The organism is Desulfosporosinus sp. FKB (genome assembly GCF_002196705.1).
Lineage (GTDB): Bacteria > Bacillota > Desulfitobacteriia > Desulfitobacteriales > Desulfitobacteriaceae > Desulfosporosinus.
Map to the genome: position 1 here is coordinate 25,498 of NZ_NADJ01000033.1, position 21,984 is coordinate 47,481.

22 protein-coding genes are annotated in these 21,984 nt (G+C 41.4%); 20 read left to right on the top strand and 2 right to left on the bottom strand.

The features are described from left to right. The first annotated feature begins 11 nt into the window (after positions 1-11). From B5Y67_RS11165 to B5Y67_RS11260, 20 genes are all read left to right on the top strand, one after another. Entirely contained in the window at positions 12-2,684 is a 2,673-nt protein-coding gene (locus tag B5Y67_RS11165) for a calcium-translocating P-type ATPase, PMCA-type (RefSeq protein WP_088226519.1), read from the top strand. A 374-nt stretch (positions 2,685-3,058) separates the two neighbouring features. Beyond that, positions 3,059-3,763 (top strand): GntR family transcriptional regulator, encoded by a 705-nt coding sequence (locus tag B5Y67_RS11170; protein WP_088226520.1) that lies wholly within the window; start codon positions 3,059-3,061, stop codon positions 3,761-3,763. 223 nt (positions 3,764-3,986) lie between these two features. Next, positions 3,987-4,298, top strand: a complete 312-nt coding sequence (locus B5Y67_RS11175; protein ID WP_088226521.1) for a DUF6485 family protein — start codon at positions 3,987-3,989, stop codon at positions 4,296-4,298. A 219-nt stretch (positions 4,299-4,517) separates the two neighbouring features. Further along, positions 4,518-4,943 carry a phosphonate C-P lyase system protein PhnG gene (gene phnG / locus B5Y67_RS11180; RefSeq protein ID WP_088226522.1) on the top strand — a complete coding sequence of 142 codons (426 nt, stop codon included), beginning with the start codon at positions 4,518-4,520 and terminating at the stop codon, positions 4,941-4,943. A gap of 16 nt (positions 4,944-4,959) precedes the next feature. After that, entirely contained in the window at positions 4,960-5,556 is a 597-nt protein-coding gene (phnH, locus tag B5Y67_RS11185; RefSeq protein ID WP_088226523.1) for a phosphonate C-P lyase system protein PhnH, read from the top strand. Continuing rightward, entirely contained in the window at positions 5,557-6,693 is a 1,137-nt protein-coding gene (locus B5Y67_RS11190) for a carbon-phosphorus lyase complex subunit PhnI (RefSeq protein ID WP_088226524.1), read from the top strand. Further along, positions 6,690-7,535 carry an alpha-D-ribose 1-methylphosphonate 5-phosphate C-P-lyase PhnJ gene (locus B5Y67_RS11195; protein WP_088226525.1) on the top strand — a complete coding sequence of 282 codons (846 nt, stop codon included), beginning with the start codon at positions 6,690-6,692 and terminating at the stop codon, positions 7,533-7,535. The genes B5Y67_RS11190 and B5Y67_RS11195 overlap by 4 nt, the downstream gene beginning before the upstream one ends. Before the next feature lie 11 nt (positions 7,536-7,546). Then, positions 7,547-8,392 (top strand): ATP-binding cassette domain-containing protein, encoded by an 846-nt coding sequence (locus B5Y67_RS11200; RefSeq protein ID WP_088226526.1) that lies wholly within the window; start codon positions 7,547-7,549, stop codon positions 8,390-8,392. A 26-nt stretch (positions 8,393-8,418) separates the two neighbouring features. Beyond that, entirely contained in the window at positions 8,419-9,609 is a 1,191-nt protein-coding gene (gene phnM, locus B5Y67_RS11205; RefSeq protein WP_088226527.1) for a phosphonate metabolism protein PhnM, read from the top strand. Between the two features lie 37 nt (positions 9,610-9,646). Continuing rightward, entirely contained in the window at positions 9,647-10,270 is a 624-nt protein-coding gene (locus tag B5Y67_RS11210) for a DapH/DapD/GlmU-related protein (RefSeq protein ID WP_088226528.1), read from the top strand. Next, complete coding sequence (locus tag B5Y67_RS11215) at positions 10,271-10,978, top strand: ATP-binding cassette domain-containing protein (RefSeq protein ID WP_088226529.1); 708 nt, start codon at positions 10,271-10,273, stop codon at positions 10,976-10,978. A 109-nt stretch (positions 10,979-11,087) separates the two neighbouring features. Beyond that, the gene (locus B5Y67_RS11220; protein WP_088226530.1) at positions 11,088-12,158 is read left to right on the top strand and encodes a phosphate/phosphite/phosphonate ABC transporter substrate-binding protein; all 1,071 of its coding nucleotides are present in this window, start codon (positions 11,088-11,090) and stop codon (positions 12,156-12,158) included. Between the two features lie 115 nt (positions 12,159-12,273). Further along, entirely contained in the window at positions 12,274-13,095 is an 822-nt protein-coding gene (phnC, locus tag B5Y67_RS11225) for a phosphonate ABC transporter ATP-binding protein (RefSeq protein ID WP_088226531.1), read from the top strand. After that, positions 13,085-13,870, top strand: a complete 786-nt coding sequence (locus B5Y67_RS11230; protein WP_088226532.1) for an ABC transporter permease subunit — start codon at positions 13,085-13,087, stop codon at positions 13,868-13,870. The genes phnC and B5Y67_RS11230 overlap by 11 nt, the downstream gene beginning before the upstream one ends. Next, positions 13,867-14,691: an ABC transporter permease subunit gene (locus B5Y67_RS11235; RefSeq protein WP_242975938.1), complete on the top strand. Its 825-nt coding sequence runs from the start codon at positions 13,867-13,869 to the stop codon at positions 14,689-14,691. Before B5Y67_RS11230 ends, B5Y67_RS11235 begins: the two co-directional genes overlap by 4 nt. A 136-nt stretch (positions 14,692-14,827) precedes the next feature. Next, positions 14,828-16,030, top strand: coding sequence for an alpha-D-ribose 1-methylphosphonate 5-triphosphate diphosphatase (locus B5Y67_RS11240; protein WP_088226533.1), 1,203 nt, complete (start codon positions 14,828-14,830; stop codon positions 16,028-16,030). Beyond that, positions 16,024-16,464, top strand: a complete 441-nt coding sequence (locus B5Y67_RS11245; RefSeq protein WP_088226534.1) for a GNAT family N-acetyltransferase — start codon at positions 16,024-16,026, stop codon at positions 16,462-16,464. The genes B5Y67_RS11240 and B5Y67_RS11245 overlap by 7 nt, the downstream gene beginning before the upstream one ends. Positions 16,465-16,572: 108 nt before the next feature. Next, positions 16,573-17,343 carry a hypothetical protein gene (locus tag B5Y67_RS11250; protein ID WP_088226535.1) on the top strand — a complete coding sequence of 257 codons (771 nt, stop codon included), beginning with the start codon at positions 16,573-16,575 and terminating at the stop codon, positions 17,341-17,343. Between the two features lie 32 nt (positions 17,344-17,375). Next, entirely contained in the window at positions 17,376-18,203 is an 828-nt protein-coding gene (locus B5Y67_RS11255) for an inositol monophosphatase family protein (protein ID WP_088226536.1), read from the top strand. 352 nt (positions 18,204-18,555) lie between these two features. Beyond that, complete coding sequence (locus B5Y67_RS11260) at positions 18,556-19,416, top strand: PHP domain-containing protein (RefSeq protein ID WP_088226537.1); 861 nt, start codon at positions 18,556-18,558, stop codon at positions 19,414-19,416. A gap of 209 nt (positions 19,417-19,625) precedes the next feature. Here B5Y67_RS11260 and B5Y67_RS11265 read toward each other — a convergent pair whose 3' ends face one another. Continuing rightward, positions 19,626-20,774 (bottom strand): DUF2087 domain-containing protein, encoded by a 1,149-nt coding sequence (locus B5Y67_RS11265; protein ID WP_088226538.1) that lies wholly within the window; start codon positions 20,772-20,774, stop codon positions 19,626-19,628. Between the two features lie 230 nt (positions 20,775-21,004). After that, positions 21,005-21,910: an RluA family pseudouridine synthase gene (locus B5Y67_RS11270; protein ID WP_088226539.1), complete on the bottom strand. Its 906-nt coding sequence runs from the start codon at positions 21,908-21,910 to the stop codon at positions 21,005-21,007. Positions 21,911-21,984 lie beyond the last annotated feature (74 nt).

The following is a 21,984-nucleotide window of genomic DNA, read 5'->3' on the forward strand; positions in this document are numbered from 1 at the left end:
AGGATCTAAATGTGAATTGTTATCAAAAAGAAGCCCAAGCAGTTATTGCCGAATTGAAGAGTGACGAAGAAAGTGGATTATCTTCTTCTGAAGTTAGAGCAAGAATTCAGCGTTACGGGAAAAATGTTTTTACTCCTAAGCCCAAAGAGAGCCTTCTTGTCAAAATTATGGAAAGCCTGAAAGAGCCTTTAATTATAATCCTATTGATATCAGGGGTAATATCATTATTAATGGGTCACCTTCCGGATGGGCTGGGAATCTTCGCCGCTGTTCTTATAGCCACGACTATTTCCGTGATTCAGGAAGGCAAATCGGATAAAGCCTTCGAAGCCTTGGCTAAACTGAGTGAGGATGTTCTGGTGAAAGCAGTGAGAGACCGCCAGATAATCCATATACCGCAAAGTGAGCTTACCATCGGTGATATCATCCATTTAGAAACAGGGGAAAAAGTTCCGGCAGATGCCAGAGTTATCCATTGTTCAAATCTCGGAATTGATGAATCCCTGCTTACCGGTGAAGCAGAATCTGTTACCAAAAAATCCAAGCCTATAGAGCGGGAAAACTGTCCCTTGGCTGAACAAACCAATATGTTGTTCTCAGGCACTATGGTCATCGAAGGAAGAGCTATTGCGTTAGTAACTGCTGTAGGCGATCAAACTGAAATGGGCAAAATTGCTGAGGAGTTAAAGGGGGAGACGACGGCTCAAACTCCCCTGCAAGAGAAATTAGCGGATCTTGGCAAGAAAATCTCAATTATTGGATCGATAGTAGCTGCTGGGATTTTTCTTTTCGAGTTGTTAATCATGTATCGACAAGGCCTCCTTGTTCCGGGTAATATTACTTCAGCCCTGCCGGGAGTTAAAGACGCTTTTATCACTTCCGTGGCCCTTATCGTGGCGGCAGTTCCGGAAGGCTTACCCACTATGGTGGCAATTACCCTTGCTTTTAACATGCAGAAAATGGCTAAAAATAATGCTTTAGTCCGTAAGTTAATCGCCTGCGAAACTATTGGTTCTGTGAATGTCATATGTTCCGATAAAACAGGAACCTTAACAGAAAATAAGATGACAGTGGTAGAGGCTTGGTGTAACGGTCAAGAGTCATCAGCGGTGAGCCTGAATTGTCCTGCATTATTGGAGAATTTGTGTCTCAATACGACAGCAGATATCACGAAAAAGGATAGTCATTATACGTTTCTGGGAAATCCAACGGAATGTTCTCTTCTTGTCTATGCTGATACGAATCAAATTAACTATCGCGACTATCGCAAACAGTTTGGCGAGCCTGTTGCCGAATACAATTTCACGTCAGCAAGAAAAATGATGTCGACGGCTTATGAAATGGCAGATGGCTACCGTATTTATACCAAGGGCTCCCCGGAAAAAGTCCTTAAGATCAGTGATAGAGTCCTGGTGAATAATGAGATCGTTCCTTTGACCCAGGAACACAAAGATAGAATTGAAGCTGGAATTAAAGAACTTCAGGATCATGCGCGGAGAGTATTAGCCTTTGCTTACACCGATTTTAGAGCAGAGCCTCAATGGGAAGATATTTACAATGTGGAAAAAAATCTTATTTTTACAGGCTTTGTTGGAATTGAAGATCCTTTGCGCAAGGACGTCAAGGAGGCTATCGATCAGTGCCGCCGGGCTGGTATTGCGGTCAAAATTTTAACCGGGGATAACATTAACACTGCTAAAGCTATCGCCGATCAACTGGGAATTATCCGCAAGGATTCTCTGGTTCTCGAGGTTACAGATATTGATGCCATGAGTGATGAGGAACTGAAAAGCAAACTCAGTAACATTGTTGTCATAGCGCGTTCAAATCCTACGGCTAAAATGAGAGTTGTTAAATTGCTGCGTGAAAACAATGCTTCCGTCGTTGTTACCGGTGATGGCATCAACGATGCTCCCGCTTTGAAAGCGGCTGATGTCGGAGTTGCTATGGGAATTACCGGAACTGAAGTTTCCAAGGAGGCTTCTGATATTGTCTTATTGGATGATTCATTTTCCAGCATCGTCAAAGCTATAAAGTGGGGGCGAGGCATTTATGAAAACTTTCAGCGCTTCATTCAGTTTCAGTTGACTGTTAATATTGTAGCCTTCATTACAGTTATTTTGGCAGAAATCATAGGTTATAAAATGCCGTTTACAACTCTGCAATTGCTGTGGGTAAATATTATAATGGACGGACCGCCGGCCTTAACTTTGGGTTTAGAACCACCCAGACAACATTTGCTTGAAAAACGGCCCATTAAACGAAATGCCTCTATTGTTACGAAAGATATGTTATTCAAAATCATTTCCAATGGTTTGTTTATCGTGGCAGCCTTAATTTTCCTTCTGAAAACTCAAATACTTGGGGGAAGTGAAGCACAGCAATCGACCATTGTCTTTACGTCGTTTGTACTCTTCCAGTTATGGAATGCTTTTAACTGCAGAGAATTTGGAGTAAAAAGCATCTTTCCTTATATTCATAAAAATAAAACTATGCTCGGTGTAGTATTTCTAACCTTTTTAATTCAAATTATGGTTACTCAATTTGGCGGGCAGGTATTTAAAACAGTTCCTCTTGAAGTATATTTATGGGTAAGAATGCTTGGGTTTACGTTTAGTATTGTTGTGTTCAGTGAGCTATTGAAACTTATGATGAGAGGCGGGCAAAAGTTCATTAAAATTTAAACATTTAGTTTTTCGGGTTGAAGAGATTAGAGTTGAAAGAGATTAGATTGGTAAAGCTATGTTATAAGATTATTTGTTAGGATCAATTATCAATTAGAATTGCTTACCTTCATATTAATTCAGTAGGGAGTATCTATATAACAAGGATACTCCCTGTTTGTCGTTTCGTTCAAATATCCAGAAAACTATAGATCCATGAGGAAGGCAGCTTTGTCCACAAGAATAAACTCTCCACTCTCGCCGTCAATGGTTTCGGGAAGACGCGTGCATCCATGGCCTTCGGTTCACCTCAGGCTATTATACAAATGTTTACAAAACCTTAACGTTCAAGGGTAGGTCTTTTAGTATAATAAGCTTGAAAGTGGGTGCCTAATATGTCTCATGAAATAGAAATAGTCGATAAGTTAATTGCTTTAATGTCCTCAGGAAAATACAACGCCCATGATAGACTGCCCTCGGAGAATGAAACTGCTGATAGTTACGAGGTTCCTCGAATTACAGCGCGGAAGGCCTATGAAAGACTTGAAGAAATGGGATATATTTATAAAAAACAGGGAAAAGGGAGCTACGTCAAAGACAGATATCAGCAAATTGAACTTGTTCTGACAGGAGATGTGAGTTTCAGTCAAAAAATGATCGAGAAAGGATATGACTTTCAATCGAAAACGATCTTTTGCCAAGAAATTAAGTACAACAAGAAAATTTATAATTACTTAGAAACTGCTAAAGAGGATAAGATCTTCAAAGTCGGAAGGTTAAGGTATATTGACCGTCAGCCGATAGCGCTTCATGTCTCTTATGTTGCTAAATCGGTCTTTGAGGATATTGATGACGTCGGAAGGGATATAACCTCGATGTTTCAGTATTATTACAGTAAAGGGTATACACAATTTGACTCTAAACCCAGCGTCTTAAGTGTTTCTTTTCCCACCGCGTCTCAGAGAATGTTGTTTAATTGTCCGCATTTGATTCCTCTCTTAGTTTTGGAATCGGGTTGTATGGATAAGAAAACAGGTAAGGTATTGGAATACCTCAAAATTTATTATAGAAGCGATTGCTTTTCTTATGTTATACCGTAAATATCAATTAACATAAGACGTTAGTACGATATGGTCAATGGTTAAATAACCCTAAATTAATATGTGGTTAATACATTGTTTACATCAATGATCTATAATTAGACGAAATTCATAACAAAGATCAGTGGTCATATTTTCTGCAAGTGGTAAGACGACCCCGATGGAAATCTAAAAAAGTAAAAGAAATAAAATTTGATATGGAAAGTAAAGGGGAGTAGTCTAATTGAGAACGAAAGAAGAGTATTACGAGTTGGTTTTAAACAATAGAAAAATCGCTAGTGACCCATTGAACCTTAAGTGCACATGTACCGAAGTTCTTTGTGAATGGCATGGACGCTGCCGGGAATGTGTTGCTTTACATAGATATCATCAAGATCATGTTCCAGCCTGTTTTCAGGCTTTCATTAACGATAAATTAAAGGATATCGTTAAAATTGGAGAAATGACCGCCGAAAGAAATAAAAAGACACCAACAGAATACAGACTCTATGTTAAGGAACAAGACCAACTTTTACGCTCTCGCCCGGAGTCCTGACTTAATAAGTTTAATAAGCGATTGTATTACATAAAGCGGCATTTCCAAGGGTTATTTGCTGAACTGACAGCAAATAACCCTTGGAAATGCCGCTTTTTAGTTCACTCCAGTTTCTTTACGAAGATTTAACGGAGTTCATACAGAGCTTTAACACAGCCAACTTGGCAACAAGTTATGCTCATGTTGTAAAGAGAATCGCTTACAAAGGAAGGCTTAAGCATGATTAGAAAAAAGAGAACCGAGATCTTAATCAAAGGCTCTGAGGAAGTTTCTACAAAATTGGCCCAGGAAATACTTCAGGCCTATGACGTCAAGACCATTGAAGCAAGCAAGAATAGTTTAGTCATGGTAAAAGTTCGGGAGAGCGCTCAGCGAAGCTTATTTTACTTAGGTGAGGTACTTATTACCGAATGTAAGGTGATGATCAACGGGTTTTTGGGAATTGGTATGGTCAAAGGGCATGAACCAAGCTTAGCCTATAACCTGGCAATTGTTGATGCGGCCTATAATGGGGATTTGCCAGAGACCAAAGCATGGACTAAGGCCTTATTGCTGGAAGAACTTCACATTAACGAAAACTATGAGGCACTAAAGAGGCAAGTCTTAAAAACAAAAGTTAACTTTGACACCATGGATGTTCAATAAGAGGAGGGGTATGCAGATGAAACTTGATCTCGTTCATGATATCCAAGCAGCTTATCGCAAAACGCTTGCTTCCATGTCTCGGCCAGGCTTAATCAAAAACCTCCGTGATCAGGCAGATAAGGTGGCCATGGAGATTGACTGTTTTAACTCAACCCTGGTATTGGCCCTGATGCTCTTCGATACAGAAGTAACCTTCAAAATATGCTCTGAACATGAAGCTGAGATGGCCAAACTTATTAATCAGTTAACGTACGCCAAAGCAACGGAACTGGAGAGTGCCGATTATATTCTGATCTTACATGACTCGAAACCGGGGGATTTGGAGAAGGCTTTTCAAATGGCCCGCAGCGGGGATTTGCTGGACCCGCACAAAGGTGCAACCTTGATCATTGAAACAGACGTTGTGTGTAATGATCGGAATCTCACTCTGAAAGGGCCTGGAATCGAAAAAGAAAACTATATGGATGTAACGCTGACCGATCAGTGGGTCGATTGGCGAGAAGAAAAAAACTCTGAATATCCTTTGGGAATTGATTTAATCTTTACAGATCGGGAGAATAACATTTTGTGCCTCCCGCGGACAACTCAAATTATAAAACAGGTGGTTGGATAGATGGGGTATGTTGCTGTTAAAGGCGGGACTCTTGCCATTGAGGAATCGCTGAAACGACTAAAATATGAGCGGTTAAAAAAGGGAGCCGTTGTCGATTGTCAGAGAATTGAAAGTGGAATGCGCTGCTTAATTGACCAAGTTATGTCGGAAAGCAGCCTATATAATGAAACGTTGGCCGCGTTGGCCATAAAGCAAGCGGAAGGAAGTCCTGAAGAAGCTGTCTTTTTAATGAGAGCCTACCGTTCAACTCTGCCGCGCAATCATTATTCCCGCATTGTTGAGCCTGAAGACATGATGGTTGAACGCAGAATATCCTCAAGTTTTAAAGATATACCCGGCGGACAGATTTTAGGTGCGGCTAATGATTATTCTCATCGTTTGCTTGACTTTAACTTGAGTGAGGAAAGGGATGAAGAGGCAATCAATTGGGTAGGTGATTATGTCCTGGAAGGCGGAGAAGTTAACGATAGAACAGATTTAGCTAATTTACCCAAAGTCCTGGATTATCTGCGGGAAAATGGCTTGATGTCAGTTTGTGATAATGATAACCGTGAACCGGATGATGTTACAAAAGAGAGTCTCCAGTTTCCGGCGAGCCGAAGTGAACGTCTGCAGATTTTAACACGAGGGCAGACAGGAGCTGTTACGTCTCTGGGGTATGTAGCCTTGCGCAGTTCCGGAGCTCTCCATCCTACGGTGGGGGAACTGCGAATGGGAAATCTGCCTCTTTATGTGGACAATCCCTTTAATGAACAAAATGAAAAAGATGATGGTTACTACATCGGCGAAATTAAAGTCACGGAAGTCGAGACGTTGTTTCCGGAAGATATTCAGAACACCAACGGCGAAAAAGAGATTGAATTTAAGCTCGGCTATGGACTTTGTTATGGCCAAAATGAGACAAAAGCAATTGCCATGAGTATTCTTGACCGGTGTTTAGAAGTGGGTGAATCAGAGCATGCCATTAATGACGAGGAGTTTGTCCTGCTGCATATAGATTCCGTCGAGTCTTCGGGTTTTATATCGCATCTAAAATTGCCGCACTATGTAACGTTTCAGTCCAAGTTAGACAGCGTGCGACAATCGAAAAAAGACCTGCCCCAAACCAAGGGAAACAATGAGGAGCTGCAGTCATGAACATTGAGTATAATTTTGCTTTTTTTGATGAAGGGTCTAAACGGGAAATTAGACGAGCAACCTTAAAAGCCATTGCCATCCCAGGTTATCAGGTGCCTTTTGCTTCCAGAGAAATGCCCATTGCCAGAGGATGGGGAACAGGAGGACTTCAGTTAACCCTTTCCCTGGTGGGGAAAGAAGATAGTCTGAAAGTTATTGACCAAGGCTCTGATGAATCGGTAAATGCCGTCAATATTAAGAAACTTATTGTCCTGACGACTGGAATTGGTGTTACAGATGAAACGGCTGAAGCGACCATCATCCAATCGAGACATCGGATCCCCGAAACCCCGCTGCAAGAAGATCAGATCCTGGTTCTCCAAGTACCGATACCAGAACCTCTTAGGTATTATGAACCGAGTGAATATGAAACTAAAAAACTTCATGCTGAGCATGAATACAGTGGCGCTTGGCTCATGCTTTTTGAGCAGATCGTGAACTATGGGGCCATGTCCACAGGAGCAGATCATCCTGTGATGGTTCACAGCAGATATGTGATGGCTCCCAGCCCTATTCCGAGATTCGATAATCCCAAGCTAAACCAGAATAACGCCTTGATTCTTTTGGGCGCCGGCCGTGAAAAGAAGGTTTATGCAGTACCTCCCTACACAAAGGTTGCGTCTCTGGATTTTGAGGACTATCCCTTTAGGGTTGAAACCTTTCAGGATAAGTGCTGCAGATTATGTGGAGCTAAGGACGTATTTCTGGATGAACTATTGAATGATATTACGGGTGAAGCCTCATATCAATGCAATGACACCAGCTATTGCCTGCAAAGAATGAATGGAAAATCAAAAGGATGAGGGATTGTAACATGGACGATTTTGAACGGCCTGTTTTAGCAGTACGAAATATTAATAAACAATACGGTCAAGGATGTGTCAATTGCCGTGGGTCAAAAGGGGAGGGCTTGCTGAAAAATTATTGCCCCGTTTGCGGTACGGTATATGCCTGCAGGGATATCTCCTTTGAAGTCTATGCGGGGGAGATTTTAGGAATCGTGGGAGAAAGCGGCAGCGGAAAATCGACGATGATGGAATGCCTTTATTTTGACCAGGAAGTAAGCAGCGGCGAAGCTTATATTACCGCTTATAAAGGCGGCAAAACAAATGTCTTCAAGGAATCCTCACAGCAGAAACGATATATAAGAAATCATCTCATGGGAAAGGTATATCAAAATCCCCTCATGAGTCTCAAAATGAATTTCTCCTCCATTGGAAATATTGCCGAGAAGCTGATTTCAGCCGGAAACAGGAATGTAGGGCAGATGAAAGTCCGCGGGGAAGAACTGTTGGAACACGTCAATATCCCTGTCTATCGTATGAAAGAAGCTCCTAAGAACTTCTCGGGAGGAATGCAGCAGAGGGTTCAAATTGCTAAAGCGTTATCGAACAATCCGCCGCTGCTGCTCCTCGATGAGGTCACGACAGGATTGGACTTATCCGTTCAAGCTAGTGTCCTGGATTTAATCAAGAGCATTCAGAGACAGTTAAAGATTTCTATGATTATCGTGTCTCATGATTTAGGTGTTATCAGGATGTTGGCTGATCGAACTCTTGTTATGCTTGACGGACAGGTAATTGAACAAGGCTTAACGGATCAAATTTTGGAAGATCCCCAGCATGGTTATACTCAGAGGCTTGTCCAATCCTTGTTATAACTGCCGGCGGATGAAGGAGATAGCATATGTTTTTAATCACTAATGCTCAGATCATTACGGAAGAGTCAGTCTTAACAGGGTATGACCTTCTGGTCAAAGACGATCGGATTTTCAAGATAGTGCCCCAAGGTGAAGAAGCTATAACCGAGGAGCTTCAAGAAGACATTCAAGTTATTGACGGGGCAGGCGGCTATGTCGCACCGGGATTTATTGATATTCACTCGGATTATATTGAGACAATGGCAGCACCAAGGCCGACCTGCCTAATGGATTTTCAAATGAGTCTTCGCGAAACAGAGAGACAATTAGTCTCTCATGGAATTACCACCATGTTCCATTCTTTATCCCTTTTTAAAGACACTGAGTATAAGCGCAAACCCATCCGCAATCCTGAAAATGTTCGTAAATTTATTGATTTAGTTGCCGGAACTGGAACCAACCATAACTTGATACGACACAAATTCCACGCCCGGTTTGAAATTGACAATGTTAACGACGTGGAAAAATTAAAAGGGTATATCGAGGAGAAAAAGGTTCAGCTTGTTTCCTTCATGGATCATTCACCGGGCCAGGGACAATACCGGGATTTAGAGGTTTATAGGAATATGGTCAAAAGCTATAACGATCTAGAGGATCAGGTGATTGATCAAATTATTGACCGCCATCAAAAGAAGGAAAAAGTAACGATTGACGGGATTCGGCAAATCGCAGAACTGGCTCAGGAAAATGGTATCGCTATTGCGTCCCATGATGATGACACTGCCGAAAAATTAGAGTTGGTACAAAGCTGGGGAGTGACAATCAGTGAATTTCCCATCTCTTTGGCAATAGCTCAAAAAGCCAAAAAGAAAGGATTGTTCACCATGGCCGGTGCCCCCAACATTCTCTTGGGAGGATCCCACAGCGGAAATTTATCTGCAGCTGAAGCAATTCTGGCGAATACTATTGACATCCTCTGCAGTGATTATTATCCGCCTGGCATGCTGCATGCTGTGTTCATGCTTCATGAAAAGTATAAATTAGATCTTGTCGACGCTTTCAAATTAGTAACCCTAAATCCGGCCAAAGCCGTCTCTCTGGATCAGGAAATCGGCTCTATCAGAGAAGGGAAGAAAGCAGACCTCCTGATTATTGAAACGATCGAGGAGAATTATCCGGTTATTACTGCTGTAATTATTGATGGGAAATTAAAGCAAACAACATCGTATTCGGCTTGAAGGTTGAGTAAATTGGGAAAGGTCGGATGAACTAATAATGATCGAAAGGCTTAGTCAGGAACCTAGCATTCATGAGAACTGTCAGCTGGACAATGTTGAATTGGGTCAGTATACAGAGGTAGGGATTTATAACGTCTTAGAAAATGTAAAATTAGCCGATTTTTCTTATACAGGGCCCTTTTGCATTGTTCAGAACACCGAAATCGGCAAGTTTTCCAACATTGCGGCGATGGTAAGAATCGGGCCAACCGATCATCCTATGGATCGGCCTACCCTGCATCATTTTACCTACCGCCGTAGGAAGTATGGTTTGGCAGAATCCGATGATGAACAATTCTTCCAATGGCGGAAGGAGCAGAGAGTCACGATTGGTTATGACACTTGGATAGGACACGGTGCCATCATCATGCCCGGTGTAAAAATCGGCAATGGAGCGGTGGTAGGCAGCGGTGCAGTGGTTACGAAGGATGTGGATCCCTATACCGTTGTAGTCGGAGTGAAGGCTAAACCAATCAAGAAACGATTTTCTGAAGAGTCTATTCAAATACTTGAGGAGATTAAGTGGTGGGACTGGTCCTATGAAATGATTAAAGAAAGGCTTAATGATTTTTATCTTCCTATCCATGAATTTCTAGAGAAGTATAAAAAAGCAGGTGTGTAAATGGAAGAAATATTAGTTGTCCAAGATTTAACAAAATCCTTTATCATTCACAATTTAGCTAAGCACATTGAAGCGCTTCATGATATTTCCCTTAACCTAAAAGGAGGTGAATTCGTCGGGATTACAGGGAAAAGCGGCAGCGGAAAATCTACAGTCTTTAAGTGCATATATCGTACTTATGTACCCCGGAATGGACAAATCTGGTATAACTCTCAAAAATACGGATTTGTAAATTTAGCAGAACTCTCAGAACGACAAATGATCTATCTTCGGAAACATGAGATTGGCTACGTATCACAGTTTCTGAATATAATGCCGCGGACAACCGCACGGGAACTGGTAAAACAAGCCGTTTTAGAAATGGGATCTGGTGAAGATTATGCTAATATAGAAGCTCAGCGAATGCTGGAACATTTTGAACTGGACAAAGAATTATGGGATTGTTATCCCGGAACCTTTTCCGGCGGTGAAAAGCTGCGCTTAAATATTGCCAGGGCTATGGTCAAGCGTCCTAGGTTACTGCTTCTGGATGAACCTACTGCCAGTTTGGATCATGCTTCAAAATTAAAAGTGCGGGAACTGATTGAGCAATTGAAACGAGAAGGAACAACGATGATGGGAATTTTTCATGACCTGGAATTTATGGAAAACCTCTGTACTCGAGTTTATACAATGCATGATGGAAGATTGCAGGATTTTCAAATTTAACCTAAATATTACAATAGTTTAATGGGAACATAATTATTGTTAGGTAAAATACAAATAGGACTTATGGACATCGCAATCATATTTCAAACATTGAGAGGAGAATAAAAACGTGAAAAAAGCCACTTTATCGGTCATGGCAGTTATTCTGATGTCGTCCCTGCTAGCAGGATGCGGCACTGCCGCTTCATCAACCTCATCGGCAAATTCTGGTTCAGGTTCAGATGTTAAAGAGCCTGCAACAATCACTATCGCCTGGCTGCCTAATAATTCAGGGGATAATGAAAAGGCTTTCCGTGATGAATTTGACCAGATCATCGAAAAAGCAACAGGAAAAAAAGTTGAAAACAAATTGACGACTGATTATGCTATAGCCATTTCTGCCTTGGAAAGCGGAGACGCTCAATTAGGGTATTTCGGACCGAATGAATACATTGTCTCACATGCTAAAGATCCCAAGGTCATACCTTTGGTGGTAGAAAGCGGAGATTCAGGGACTTTGAACGATGCCCTTTACCACAGCCGTTTTCTCATTAAAAAAGGCAATGAAGATCAGTACAAATCGGGTGACAGTTATGACATTGATAACATAGCAGGGAAAAAAATGTCCTTCGTTTCCACCAGCTCGACATCTGGGTTTAATATGCCAGCCGCAGCAATACTGGGGAAATTCAACAGTCAGGACAAGTGGAAAAGTCTTACCAAAGATGACTTGGCCCAAGGCGGGAGCGGGAAATTTTTCAGCCAGGTTCTCTTTGCTGGCTCACACCAATTATCGTTAGTAAATGTACTTACGGGCAAATCTGATGTTTCAGCAGTTGATGATCTTGATGTAGCCCAATATGTAACTCTCAGCTCAGGAAAAGACAATGAGGCTGGGGCTGTCTATACGGTTAAACAGGGTGCCGATGCTCCATTTAATACTCTTGCCGGCGCTCAATTTGAGATCATTAAATCCATACCGGTCTTGAACACACCCCTTGAGGCCAACAGTGCAGTGCTGAGCTCAAAAACCCTGGACGAAATAACTCAGGCACTTACCTCTGATGAGACAACAAAGGATACCAAGATATTTGCTCCGAAAGGTTCTCAGGGATCTGTCTTTGTCCAGCCCCACCGCTTCTTGAAAGTTGATGATTCTTGGTATGATCCCATGAGAAAAGTTCTTGGCTATTCTAAATAGAAGCCAATAGTTTAAGTAAAAACCAATATTTATTGTTTCTCAATTAAATAGTTAGGGTTTGGGGGTGAGGGGCGTTGCCTTGACGTCTCTCTCCAATAAGAAAGGGGGACTATGAATGAAACTGGAACTAGGTGTGAACCGAGAATTTAGTGAACCTTTGTTGGAACTAAAACATGTCACCAAGTATTATCACGGTGCGGCACCGGCCCTGGAAGACATCAATTTTTCGGTTGCGGAGGGAGAGTTTATCTCTGTTATAGGCCCATCCGGTGCCGGGAAATCCACCCTTCTCCGTTGTATTAACCGGATGATTGAAGCGACCAGCGGCGAGATTTCCTTTGATGGAGTCCTCATTTCGAAATTGAAGAAACGAGACTTGAGAAAGCTGAGAACTAGGATCGGTATGATATTTCAGCATTATAATTTAGTCGATAAGTTATCAGTCATTGAGAATGTTCTTCATGGCAGGTTAGGTTACAAATCAACCCTTGCCGGGGTAATGGGACGGTATAGCCCAGAAGAAAAACTACAAGCGATGAGGATTATTGACTTATTAGGTTTGCATGACCAGGTCTATAAACGCTGTGACCAACTAAGCGGCGGTCAGAAGCAGCGGGTTGGTATTGCCAGGGCCTTAATTCAAGATCCCAAATTAATCTTATGTGACGAGCCCATTGCTTCCTTAGATCCCAATTCAGCCAAAATTATTATGGATCACCTGAGAGATGTTTCTGCTCAGATGGGCATAACAGTTATTGTAAATCTGCATCAAGTCAGTGTTGCTCTCAAGTATTCGGATCGTATTATCGGTGTTAATCAGGGAAAAATCGTTTTCGACGGCTCCCCGAGTGCTTTAACTGCCGAAAAAATCGCAGAAATTTATGGGTCGGAGTCCAATGATCTCATGGTTGAATTAGGAGAACGCTATGCAATCTGATATTTTTGCTAAACGCAAAAAGGACAGTCTGATATTTTTTTTCTTATTAATATTGCTTACTGTTGGCTCGGTCGTCATTACCCAGTATGACGTGTCGAAAGGGTTTACCAGTCTTCTTAAGGCTTTTATCTGGGGAGGTTCCAATTTTTATCCCGATGGTAAGTCACTGACCATATTGCCGGATGTACTGCGAAAACTATGGGATACGATCCTGATGTCTATTGCAGCAACGACGGTTGCTACGGTTTTCGCAACGCTTTTGGCCTTGGTTGGTTCCCGAACTACAAGAATGAACAGACTGTTTAGTCTGGTTGCCCGGGGCATTGCCTCACTCTTTCGCAACATTCCTCTCGTCGCTTGGGCCATGGTCTTAATGTTAGCTTTTAGTCAAAGCTCAATTACAGGCTACTTGGCTCTTTTTTTAGGATCGTTTGGGTTTCTGACAAGAGCCTTTATTGAAACCATTGACGAAGTGTCCAACGACTCCGTTGAAGCCTTGTCAGCTACCGGGGCCAGCTATTTCCATATAATTTTTCAATCAGTTTTGCCGTCCAGTCTCCCCCAGATGATCAGTTGGATATTATTTATGATTGACACGAATATTCGTGATGCCACCTTAGTTGGCCTTCTTACAGGCACAGGAATCGGGTTTTCCTTTGATTTGTACTATAAGAGTTTTAATTTTCATGCCGCAAGCCTTGTCGTGATTTTAATTGTCATTACTGTAATTCTCATTGAAATGGTTTCCAATACTATCAGAAGGGTGATTATGTGAAGAAGATTGAGGAAGCAATTTTACCCGTGAAACCCTTGACTCGGGAGTCTCTTACCATGTGGATATTATTGCTTGTTTTATCCCTATTGACTATCTATGCCCTGGCCGCCATTGATTACACGAGTGTGGATATGGGAAAGGCAATGGCTGATACTCTCAATAATTTCAAAACTATATTTTTCCATCCTGCAGCTCACCGGCTTAGCTTGTGGGACGCATTTTACGAAGTTTTAATAACCATGGGGTTGGCATTTTTAACGACCTTGTTTGGCGGTGTCATTGCTATGCTCCTGGGATTGTTGGCCGCCCAGAATTTGGCGCCAAAACAAGTTACCAATATTATCAAAGGTTTTGTCGCTTTTATTCGTGCAGTTCCCAGCATCTTATGGGTTTTGATCTTTGCCGTGGCGGCAGGCCTGGGCAGCGTGGCTGCCGTTATTGGTTTAACCTTTCACTCTGTCAGCTATTTAACGAAGGCCTATTCCGAGTCTTTTGAGGAATTAGACAGAAGCGTTATTGAAGCTTTAATGGCCAGCGGGGCGAATTGGTGGCAGATTATTTTTCAAGCGGTTATACCCTCCTCCGTTTCTTCCTTGCTGTCTTGGACATTTATGAGATTTGAAATCAATTTTGCTAATGCTGTTGCCATGGGCGCCGCTGCCGGGGCGGCCGGAATCGGCTTCGATTTGTTTATGGACAGCGGATTTTATTTTGATCTCCGGGAAATCGGACTGGTAACCTATTTTATTATAGCTTTTGCTATAGTACTCGAAACGATTTCCACCAATTTGAAAAGCAAGATATTAATAAAAAAGGCTTAGCCTGTAATGAGTGCAGAAAGCAAATCATGAATCACAGATCACAGGCTAGGCCTTGATGTTCCCCCAAAATGCCGTGAAGAAAGATGATGGTTAATTAATTGTTTGGAAATAAGGATTAAAAGGGAGCAAATTTGACGTGAGAACAAAAAAGATTTGCATTTACAATGCCAAAATGATTTTGCCTGAGAAGATCAGCAAAGGCTATTTAATTATAGATGGAAATAGAATCATTGAGGTAGCCGAAAGTGATTTTCCCAGAGTGAAGTGCTATTCAGAGCTGACGATGATTGATGCCGAAGATTGTTTTGTCATGCCGGGGATGATTGATCTCCACAGCGATGCTATCGAAAAGGAAATCCAACCAAGGCCCAATACCTTATTCCCGATTCATATGGCCTTTTATGAGTTGGAAAAGAAACTTACGGTCAGCGGTATTACAACTATGTTTCACTCTCTTAGCTTAAGTGACGAATGGGGAGTAAGAAATCAAGACATGGTTGTGGGAGTTATTAATAGCATCAATACTCTTAAAAATGCTCGTTCTATGATTAATCATAAAATTCATCTTCGCTACGAATTGACGTTTCTTGCCGGACTTAAGGCCTTGGAAGGTCTCATTAAAAATAAGAGCATTGATTTAATGTCCTATATGGATCATACACCGGGGCAGGGACAGTTTAGAGATGCTGAAGCACTTAAAACCTTTACTCTCCAATCTTATGGTAAAAAAGAGCAGGAATTTGACGATTTTCTCGATAAAACTATCGAAAACCAGGCCCGAATCAATTGGACCAAACTTATGGAACTATCCAAGATTGCTAAACATAAGGGAATTCCTTTAGCTTTTCATGACGATGATACCCAAGAGAAAATCGATACCCTCCTGGAATGCGAAGGGATCGTCAGCGAATTCCCCATTAATTTGACTACTGCAGTTTACGCAGCTTCTAAAGGGATTCACGTCTGCGTCGGAGCTCCCAATATTATTCGCGGAAAGTCCCACAGCAACAATATGAGAGCGATTGATGCCATTCTCAATCATGCGGCAGATATCATTTGTTCCGATTATCTGCCAAGTGCCATGCTTCCGGCAGTTTTTTCTTTAACACGGGAAGGAATCGCATTGAATGAGGCAGTTAAGATGGTAACCTTAAACCCTGCTAAGGCTTTAAAAATAGACGGTGAGGTCGGTACCATCGAAGTCGGTAAATGTGCGGATTTAATCGTTGTGGAAATGCATCAGGACTATCCGATCCTTCGGAAAACCCTAGTGGGCGGGAACACCGTATTTCAATCAGATTATAAGGCCTATAGTGAAAGAGTTGATAATGTATGTTAATCCGACAAGCTTCGGAGCAAGATCTGTCAAGTATAGTAGATCTTTTACAAGCCATGGACGGCGAGGAGAGGATCGATTACGGCGAAGCCGTAACCATATGGTGGAAAATGAAGGAGTATCCCTATTATAAAGTATTTGTAGTTGAAGACAGCAACCGGATCATCGCTGCCTGCAGTTTGATCATCTTGGAAAATTTGGGTCATAGAGGCGCCAAACTTGCCCTTGCCGAAAGTGTGATTGTCGCTGAGAATTACAGAGGCTCCGGTATAGGCAGTATGCTGATGCATTTTATTATGGATGAGGCTAAAGAGGAAAATTGTTACAAGCTTATGCTTTCCAGCAATAAGAAAAGGCTGCAGGCCCATGAGTTTTATCAGAAACTGGGATTTCAACAACATGGAATCAGTTTTGTGGTTGAACTTAATAAATACTAGTTCATGGAGCTGTGTGAGAGCGGTTTTATTAAAAGCAGTGGGGCACTTCCGATTGTAGTAAGAGTCATGGAGGCGCACATATGATGTTTAGTAAGACGAGGTGCGATTATGGAAATGAATTATACCGAATATCTCAACTATGTTGAACTGGTACTTACGGAAAAAGCGATTAGAGAATATGCTCGCCAAATGAAGACTCTGGGAAAATTTAAAGAGTCTACAGATGGACTTTGGGAGCCGGTTTCTTATTCAGGCTATACTTTAATCACGCCAACATATTTAGATGACGAGGAAAATGTTGATTCCTATAGATTTCTTAGCGATATTCGAGAAGAATTATTTTGGAACATCCCCTTTCCCGGGATAGTCTGGGCCCCCACGATTGCTCTTCATATGACCATAGGCCGGTTGATATCCGGCGATGTTTTTAACCAGAGGATTAAGGATTCTCGCGAAGACGAATTTTTGCTGGCCTGTCATCAAATGTTTTCCCATATGTCTAGTTCCGGATCGTTAAACTATGAAATTAAGGGCTTATCTGTTTTTCCCCAAGGTGTCATAGCTGCTATCGTTTCGCCGCTGACCGAAGGTGATTACCTAGGGCTGCAAGCAGTCAGAGACCATCTTTACGAAGATAACAATCTTAAACAACTTGGTGTTGAGAGAAAACGACGGTTTCAGGGACATATCAGTTTGTTTTATTTGGAGGAAAAGTTATCAGGAAAAGAAAGACGCATGATGGCTGATGCGATCTCAGAAACAAACAAGAGATTTTTCAATACTCCTGTACCCTTTATGATTAAACGGGCCGAGGTTAGAAGATTTGATGATTTTTCTGAGTTTAATCGTCAAGATTATTGGCCGGCCTTCAGGCTATAACTGCTATCTCCTTTGAAAGGAATTAATCGTTTATGAACGTCGAAGAACGAGAAATGTATGACTTCGCTAAACTCTTAATGTATTCTGCGGGGTCGAAGCTGAAACAAGAGCGCCGGCAATCCGTCATAAAAGTTAAGGAAAAGACCTCTCAGATGGACCTTGTCACGGAACATGATTTACTTATTGAGAAATTCCTCATTGATGCTATTCTAAGTAACTATCCAGATCATAATATCCTTGCTGAGGAAAGCAGGGAACAGATATGTCCGAAGCATAATGATTATACGTGGGTTATCGACCCAATTGACGGTACGGTCAATTATTATCGGTTTGGCAAGGATTATGCCATATCCCTGGCTTTATATAAAAATGAAAATCCGATGTTTGGTTTAGTTTATGATGTTGCCAATAGCGAGATGTTCAGCGCAGGTCGTGGTGAAGGAGCAATCATCAATGGACATCCTTTAGACACTTTGCCGGATTCCCATGATAAGCTGAGCAAAGCAGTTGTTGGTATTAGCTTGAGAACTATGAGAGAATTCGCAGGTTTGGGCATGGACGTCATGGGGATGTTGTCCCAGGCCCAGGCTTACAGATATTTGGGCTGCGCCTCTCTGGAAATATGTAAAGTTGCTAACGGAGAATATGACTTGTTTATTTCGTCTAATGTCCATGAATGGGACATTGCTGCCGCCAGGATTTTTCTGGAACAACGTGGGGGAGAAGTTCTTATTCGCAGAAACAATGAGAATAGGTCACCTTTTGGTAAATTATTAGTAGCTGCTTTTCGCTCGCCGTTGATATGGACAGAGGCTCGCCAATATCTTCCCCTCTGCCTGAGAGATAAGTTTGACGCTTGATTTGCAGAAGATACAGCCACACGAACAGTGAATAAAGGGTGATTTTGTGCTTCAATATGAAGAAATAATAAGGGAAGAGTCAAAGAGCATTTGTCGAGTTTTAAAGTCTTATATGACAGAGAATGAGGCTCTGATTTTTTCTGAAGACGTTGTCTTATTAAAGGAGGACTTTAGGAGCAATCAAAATATGTTCTTAAAAAGGGCTATTACGATTGTTTAGACCGTGGTATTGATTCTTGCCGCATTGGCATTTCATTATTTTTATCTGCTGCAATTCTTTTAATGCTTTGAGCAAGGAATTAAAAAGCTAGCAATTATTGAAAAAAATAATTATAAAGGGTGATTAGAAACAATGATTGACTTACATGTTCATACGAATATCTCTGATAATTCCTTAAGTATTGGTGAGGTCATCAAACTGGCAAAAGAAAAGGGGATTACTCATCTTGCCATTACAGATCATGATACCACAAAGGGGTTAAATGATGCTCTGTACCTGGGAGCCGATTTAGGTGTCACCATCGTTCCGGGCATAGAGATATCAGCTTACGATTATGAGAGGAACAAGAGAGCTCATATTCTGGGTTTATATATCGAACCGGGGCATTCTTCTCTGGATCGTCTTTGCACCCCTCTAATTGAAAGCAGGAAACAAGCATCCTATGATATGTTCCTTAAGATTCTTGCAGCGGGATATGATATAACATGGGAGGATGTTCTGAAGTATGCTGGGGGGACTGGCGTTTATAAACAGCATTTAATGCATGCCTTATTGGATAAGGGGTATTGTGAGGCCATTTATGATGACCTATATAAGAAGCTTTTTCACCGTGGAAGCAGTACTCACCCCCGGGGTGCGGCCTTTGTTCCATTAGAATATATTGATGCTCGCGAGGCGATTCAGGCTGTCAGAGAAGCAGGAGGAATTCCTATTCTCGCCCATCCCGGACAACTTGGTAATTTTGATGCCATTGATGAGTGGACAGAAGAAGGACTTGGCGGGATCGAAGTATTTCATCCCAGCCATAATGACACTGACCGACGCCAATCCCTGCATTATGCACAAAAGCATAACTTGGTGATTACAGGCGGTTCGGATTTCCACGGCTTTTATAGTGAAAAACCGGTAGAGTTAGGTTGTCTGGAATTGGGGCCAGAGTGTATTAAAGAACTTTCCTTAGGCTTAAAGAGTCCCTTCGCGAGCATAGTTTAGTTTTAAGTTATGCTTGTTTTTTTAATTTCAATATAGAAAAGAGATTGGTTAAAGCTTTAACCATATAATTTAGACAGTTACTTAAAACATTAAACATAAACAACAATATGATTTTATAAAAGAGTGGATATGCTTCTATGGGAGAAGTTATCCACTCTTTTAATACATTCAGATCATTTTTTTGTTTGCATTCGCCTTCGACAGGTAGTTTAAAGTTCTTGCTGAATCGCTTTGAATGTATTATAGCCACGATCTTCATAGGGCTGAAGCTTATCCAACCATTTTTCCTTCAGCTTTTTTAAGGCATCTTTAACATCAAAATACCCTTCTTCAGGGATTTCTAGAATTTCCAGTACCTCAATGGCAAAGGCTTCTGCTCCAAATTCTTTCCATTCTTTTTGGAGTATTTGGTTTGGGAAGGTTCCCATATCTAAATTAAAACGTTTACCGTTTATGGTTTTAAGATTAAGAGTACTTTCAATATAAATTTTTTGATTTTCCAGGTTTCGAATCTGATAAACTCCGGCTTCGGTTCTAGTTTCTTTATAGAGGCGTTTCAATTCTTGTTTACGGTCCATGTTTCGATCTCTTCTTTCTTCACTGCCTCGATTAAGCCAATATTGGCTGCCGTCAGGTGTGCGCTGCATAAACCCATATTCTATTAAATACCGTCTGAGAGTTGCAAAATCAGGATAAACAGATTTAAGAGTTAGATTAACGTCTTTTTCTGTGTAGGTTCTATTTTCGTCGAATCGTTTGGCAATTTGTTGGATTGCTAGTAATTTATATTTTTCCTTCACAAAGAAGGTTTTAAGAGGACCATCAAGCCCTTCGGGGAAAAGTTTGAGTAGAATCTTGTCCTTCTCAGTTTGCGTAACCTTATAGCGGTCATCTACCATCGTTGCTGTTTTAGGGGGGGCTAAAAACAAGGCTTCTGTATTATTTTTTTCTTTAAGAAGCTCCATCATGACGAGGAATACTTTAGACTGCCGCTCTTTTTCCTTCAGAGAGAATCGGTGATTTCGAATGGTTGAAGCGCTTTTAATACCCATTTCTTTTTGAATTTCAGCATCCGTTTTACCGGTGTAAAAGTATCCTAACAGTGTTTTTTGATGGTCGGTAAGCCCAGTAACCTTTTTGTCCAATTGGTTAAGGTATGCAAAAACCGATCCATGGACGTTTTCAATGTGGAGTTTCATGTACCGAAAGGCCTCGTAGAAAACGTCATCCTCCTGATAAATAATTCCTTTTTCAATAGTTTTACCGCATAGTAAGCAGACATAGTGTTCGGGCTCTTGACAATAACCGCGCTTTAAATCGTCTATTGATGAACTCCAAAATAATTCTGAAACAGCCATATAATAGACACATCCTTTATATTGAGAAAAAATCTATAGACATTTTAACACAATGTCTATAGATTATCAAATCAACATTATAATAGAATACTTCTTTATGTTTGCTTTCAGGGAGTAGGATTTGGTAGAATTCAGACGTTAAGTTAATAAATGTCAAAGAAATAATTGGGACTGGTATTATAGGACGATCTAAAGAATTTAAAGAGTTTGCGACTCGTAGAAATTATTCCTTAAGCCTTGTTTAGTGCCTTTAGCAAATGTCTAAGATCTTCGGGGAAAGGGGCACGAATTACGAGAGGAAGGCCGGTGACAGGATGCAAAAAGGCATAAACCGAAGAATGTAAGGCCTGACGGTTTATGAGTAATGTATTTCCGCCATAAAGATCATCTCCCAGCAAGGGGTGACCTATGCTTTCACAATGGACTCTGATTTGGTGCGTTCTCCCCGTCTCTAAGATAAATTCAAGCAAGCTGGCTTCAGAATAGCGGCGGATGACTCGATAATCCGTTCGTGATGCTTCTCCATCCCTCTGAATTTGGCGCTTGATGAAACTATTGGGAGCAAGACCTATCGGAGAATCTATAGTTCCTCTGTTTTCGAACAGGTTTCCTTGGACAAAGCCATAGTAACGTTTATGGATGTGACCGCGCACTAGCTGCCAAGCAAGCTGCTGGTGGGCAAATTGATTTTTGGCAATGATCACAACCCCGGAGGTATTGCGGTCAATTCTGTGAATGGGTCGATAGAGTCTCTGCTCTCCTTTGCGCTCCCAGTAACCTATGACAGCATTCCCCAAGGTATTGTCAGGGTAGCGGCGATTAGGGTGGACGACCTGTCCGACAGGTTTGTTAACAGCTAATAGATAATCATCCTCGTAGAGGATACTTAAGGGTAGATCTTCGCCTTGAATTGGCGATTCTTCCTCCGCAAAGAGCTGAATAGAGAGAAGTTCACCTTCTTTCCCTCGTGCAGTTAAGTATGTGAAGCGTCCGTCCACCCAGACTCGTTCTCCCTGTTTTAAATGCTGTAAAACTTTAAGAGAAAAATGAAATTTATGCTTTAAGATGGAAAGATATTTTTGACCGGCATCCTCCGGCTGCAAACGATATTCCCATAAGGTATTGACTGAGTTCATAGTGACCTCCATCTTCATCAACAAAAATTAAAGTGTTATTAAAGGTTCATTACAGACATAAAGCGTTAATAAAA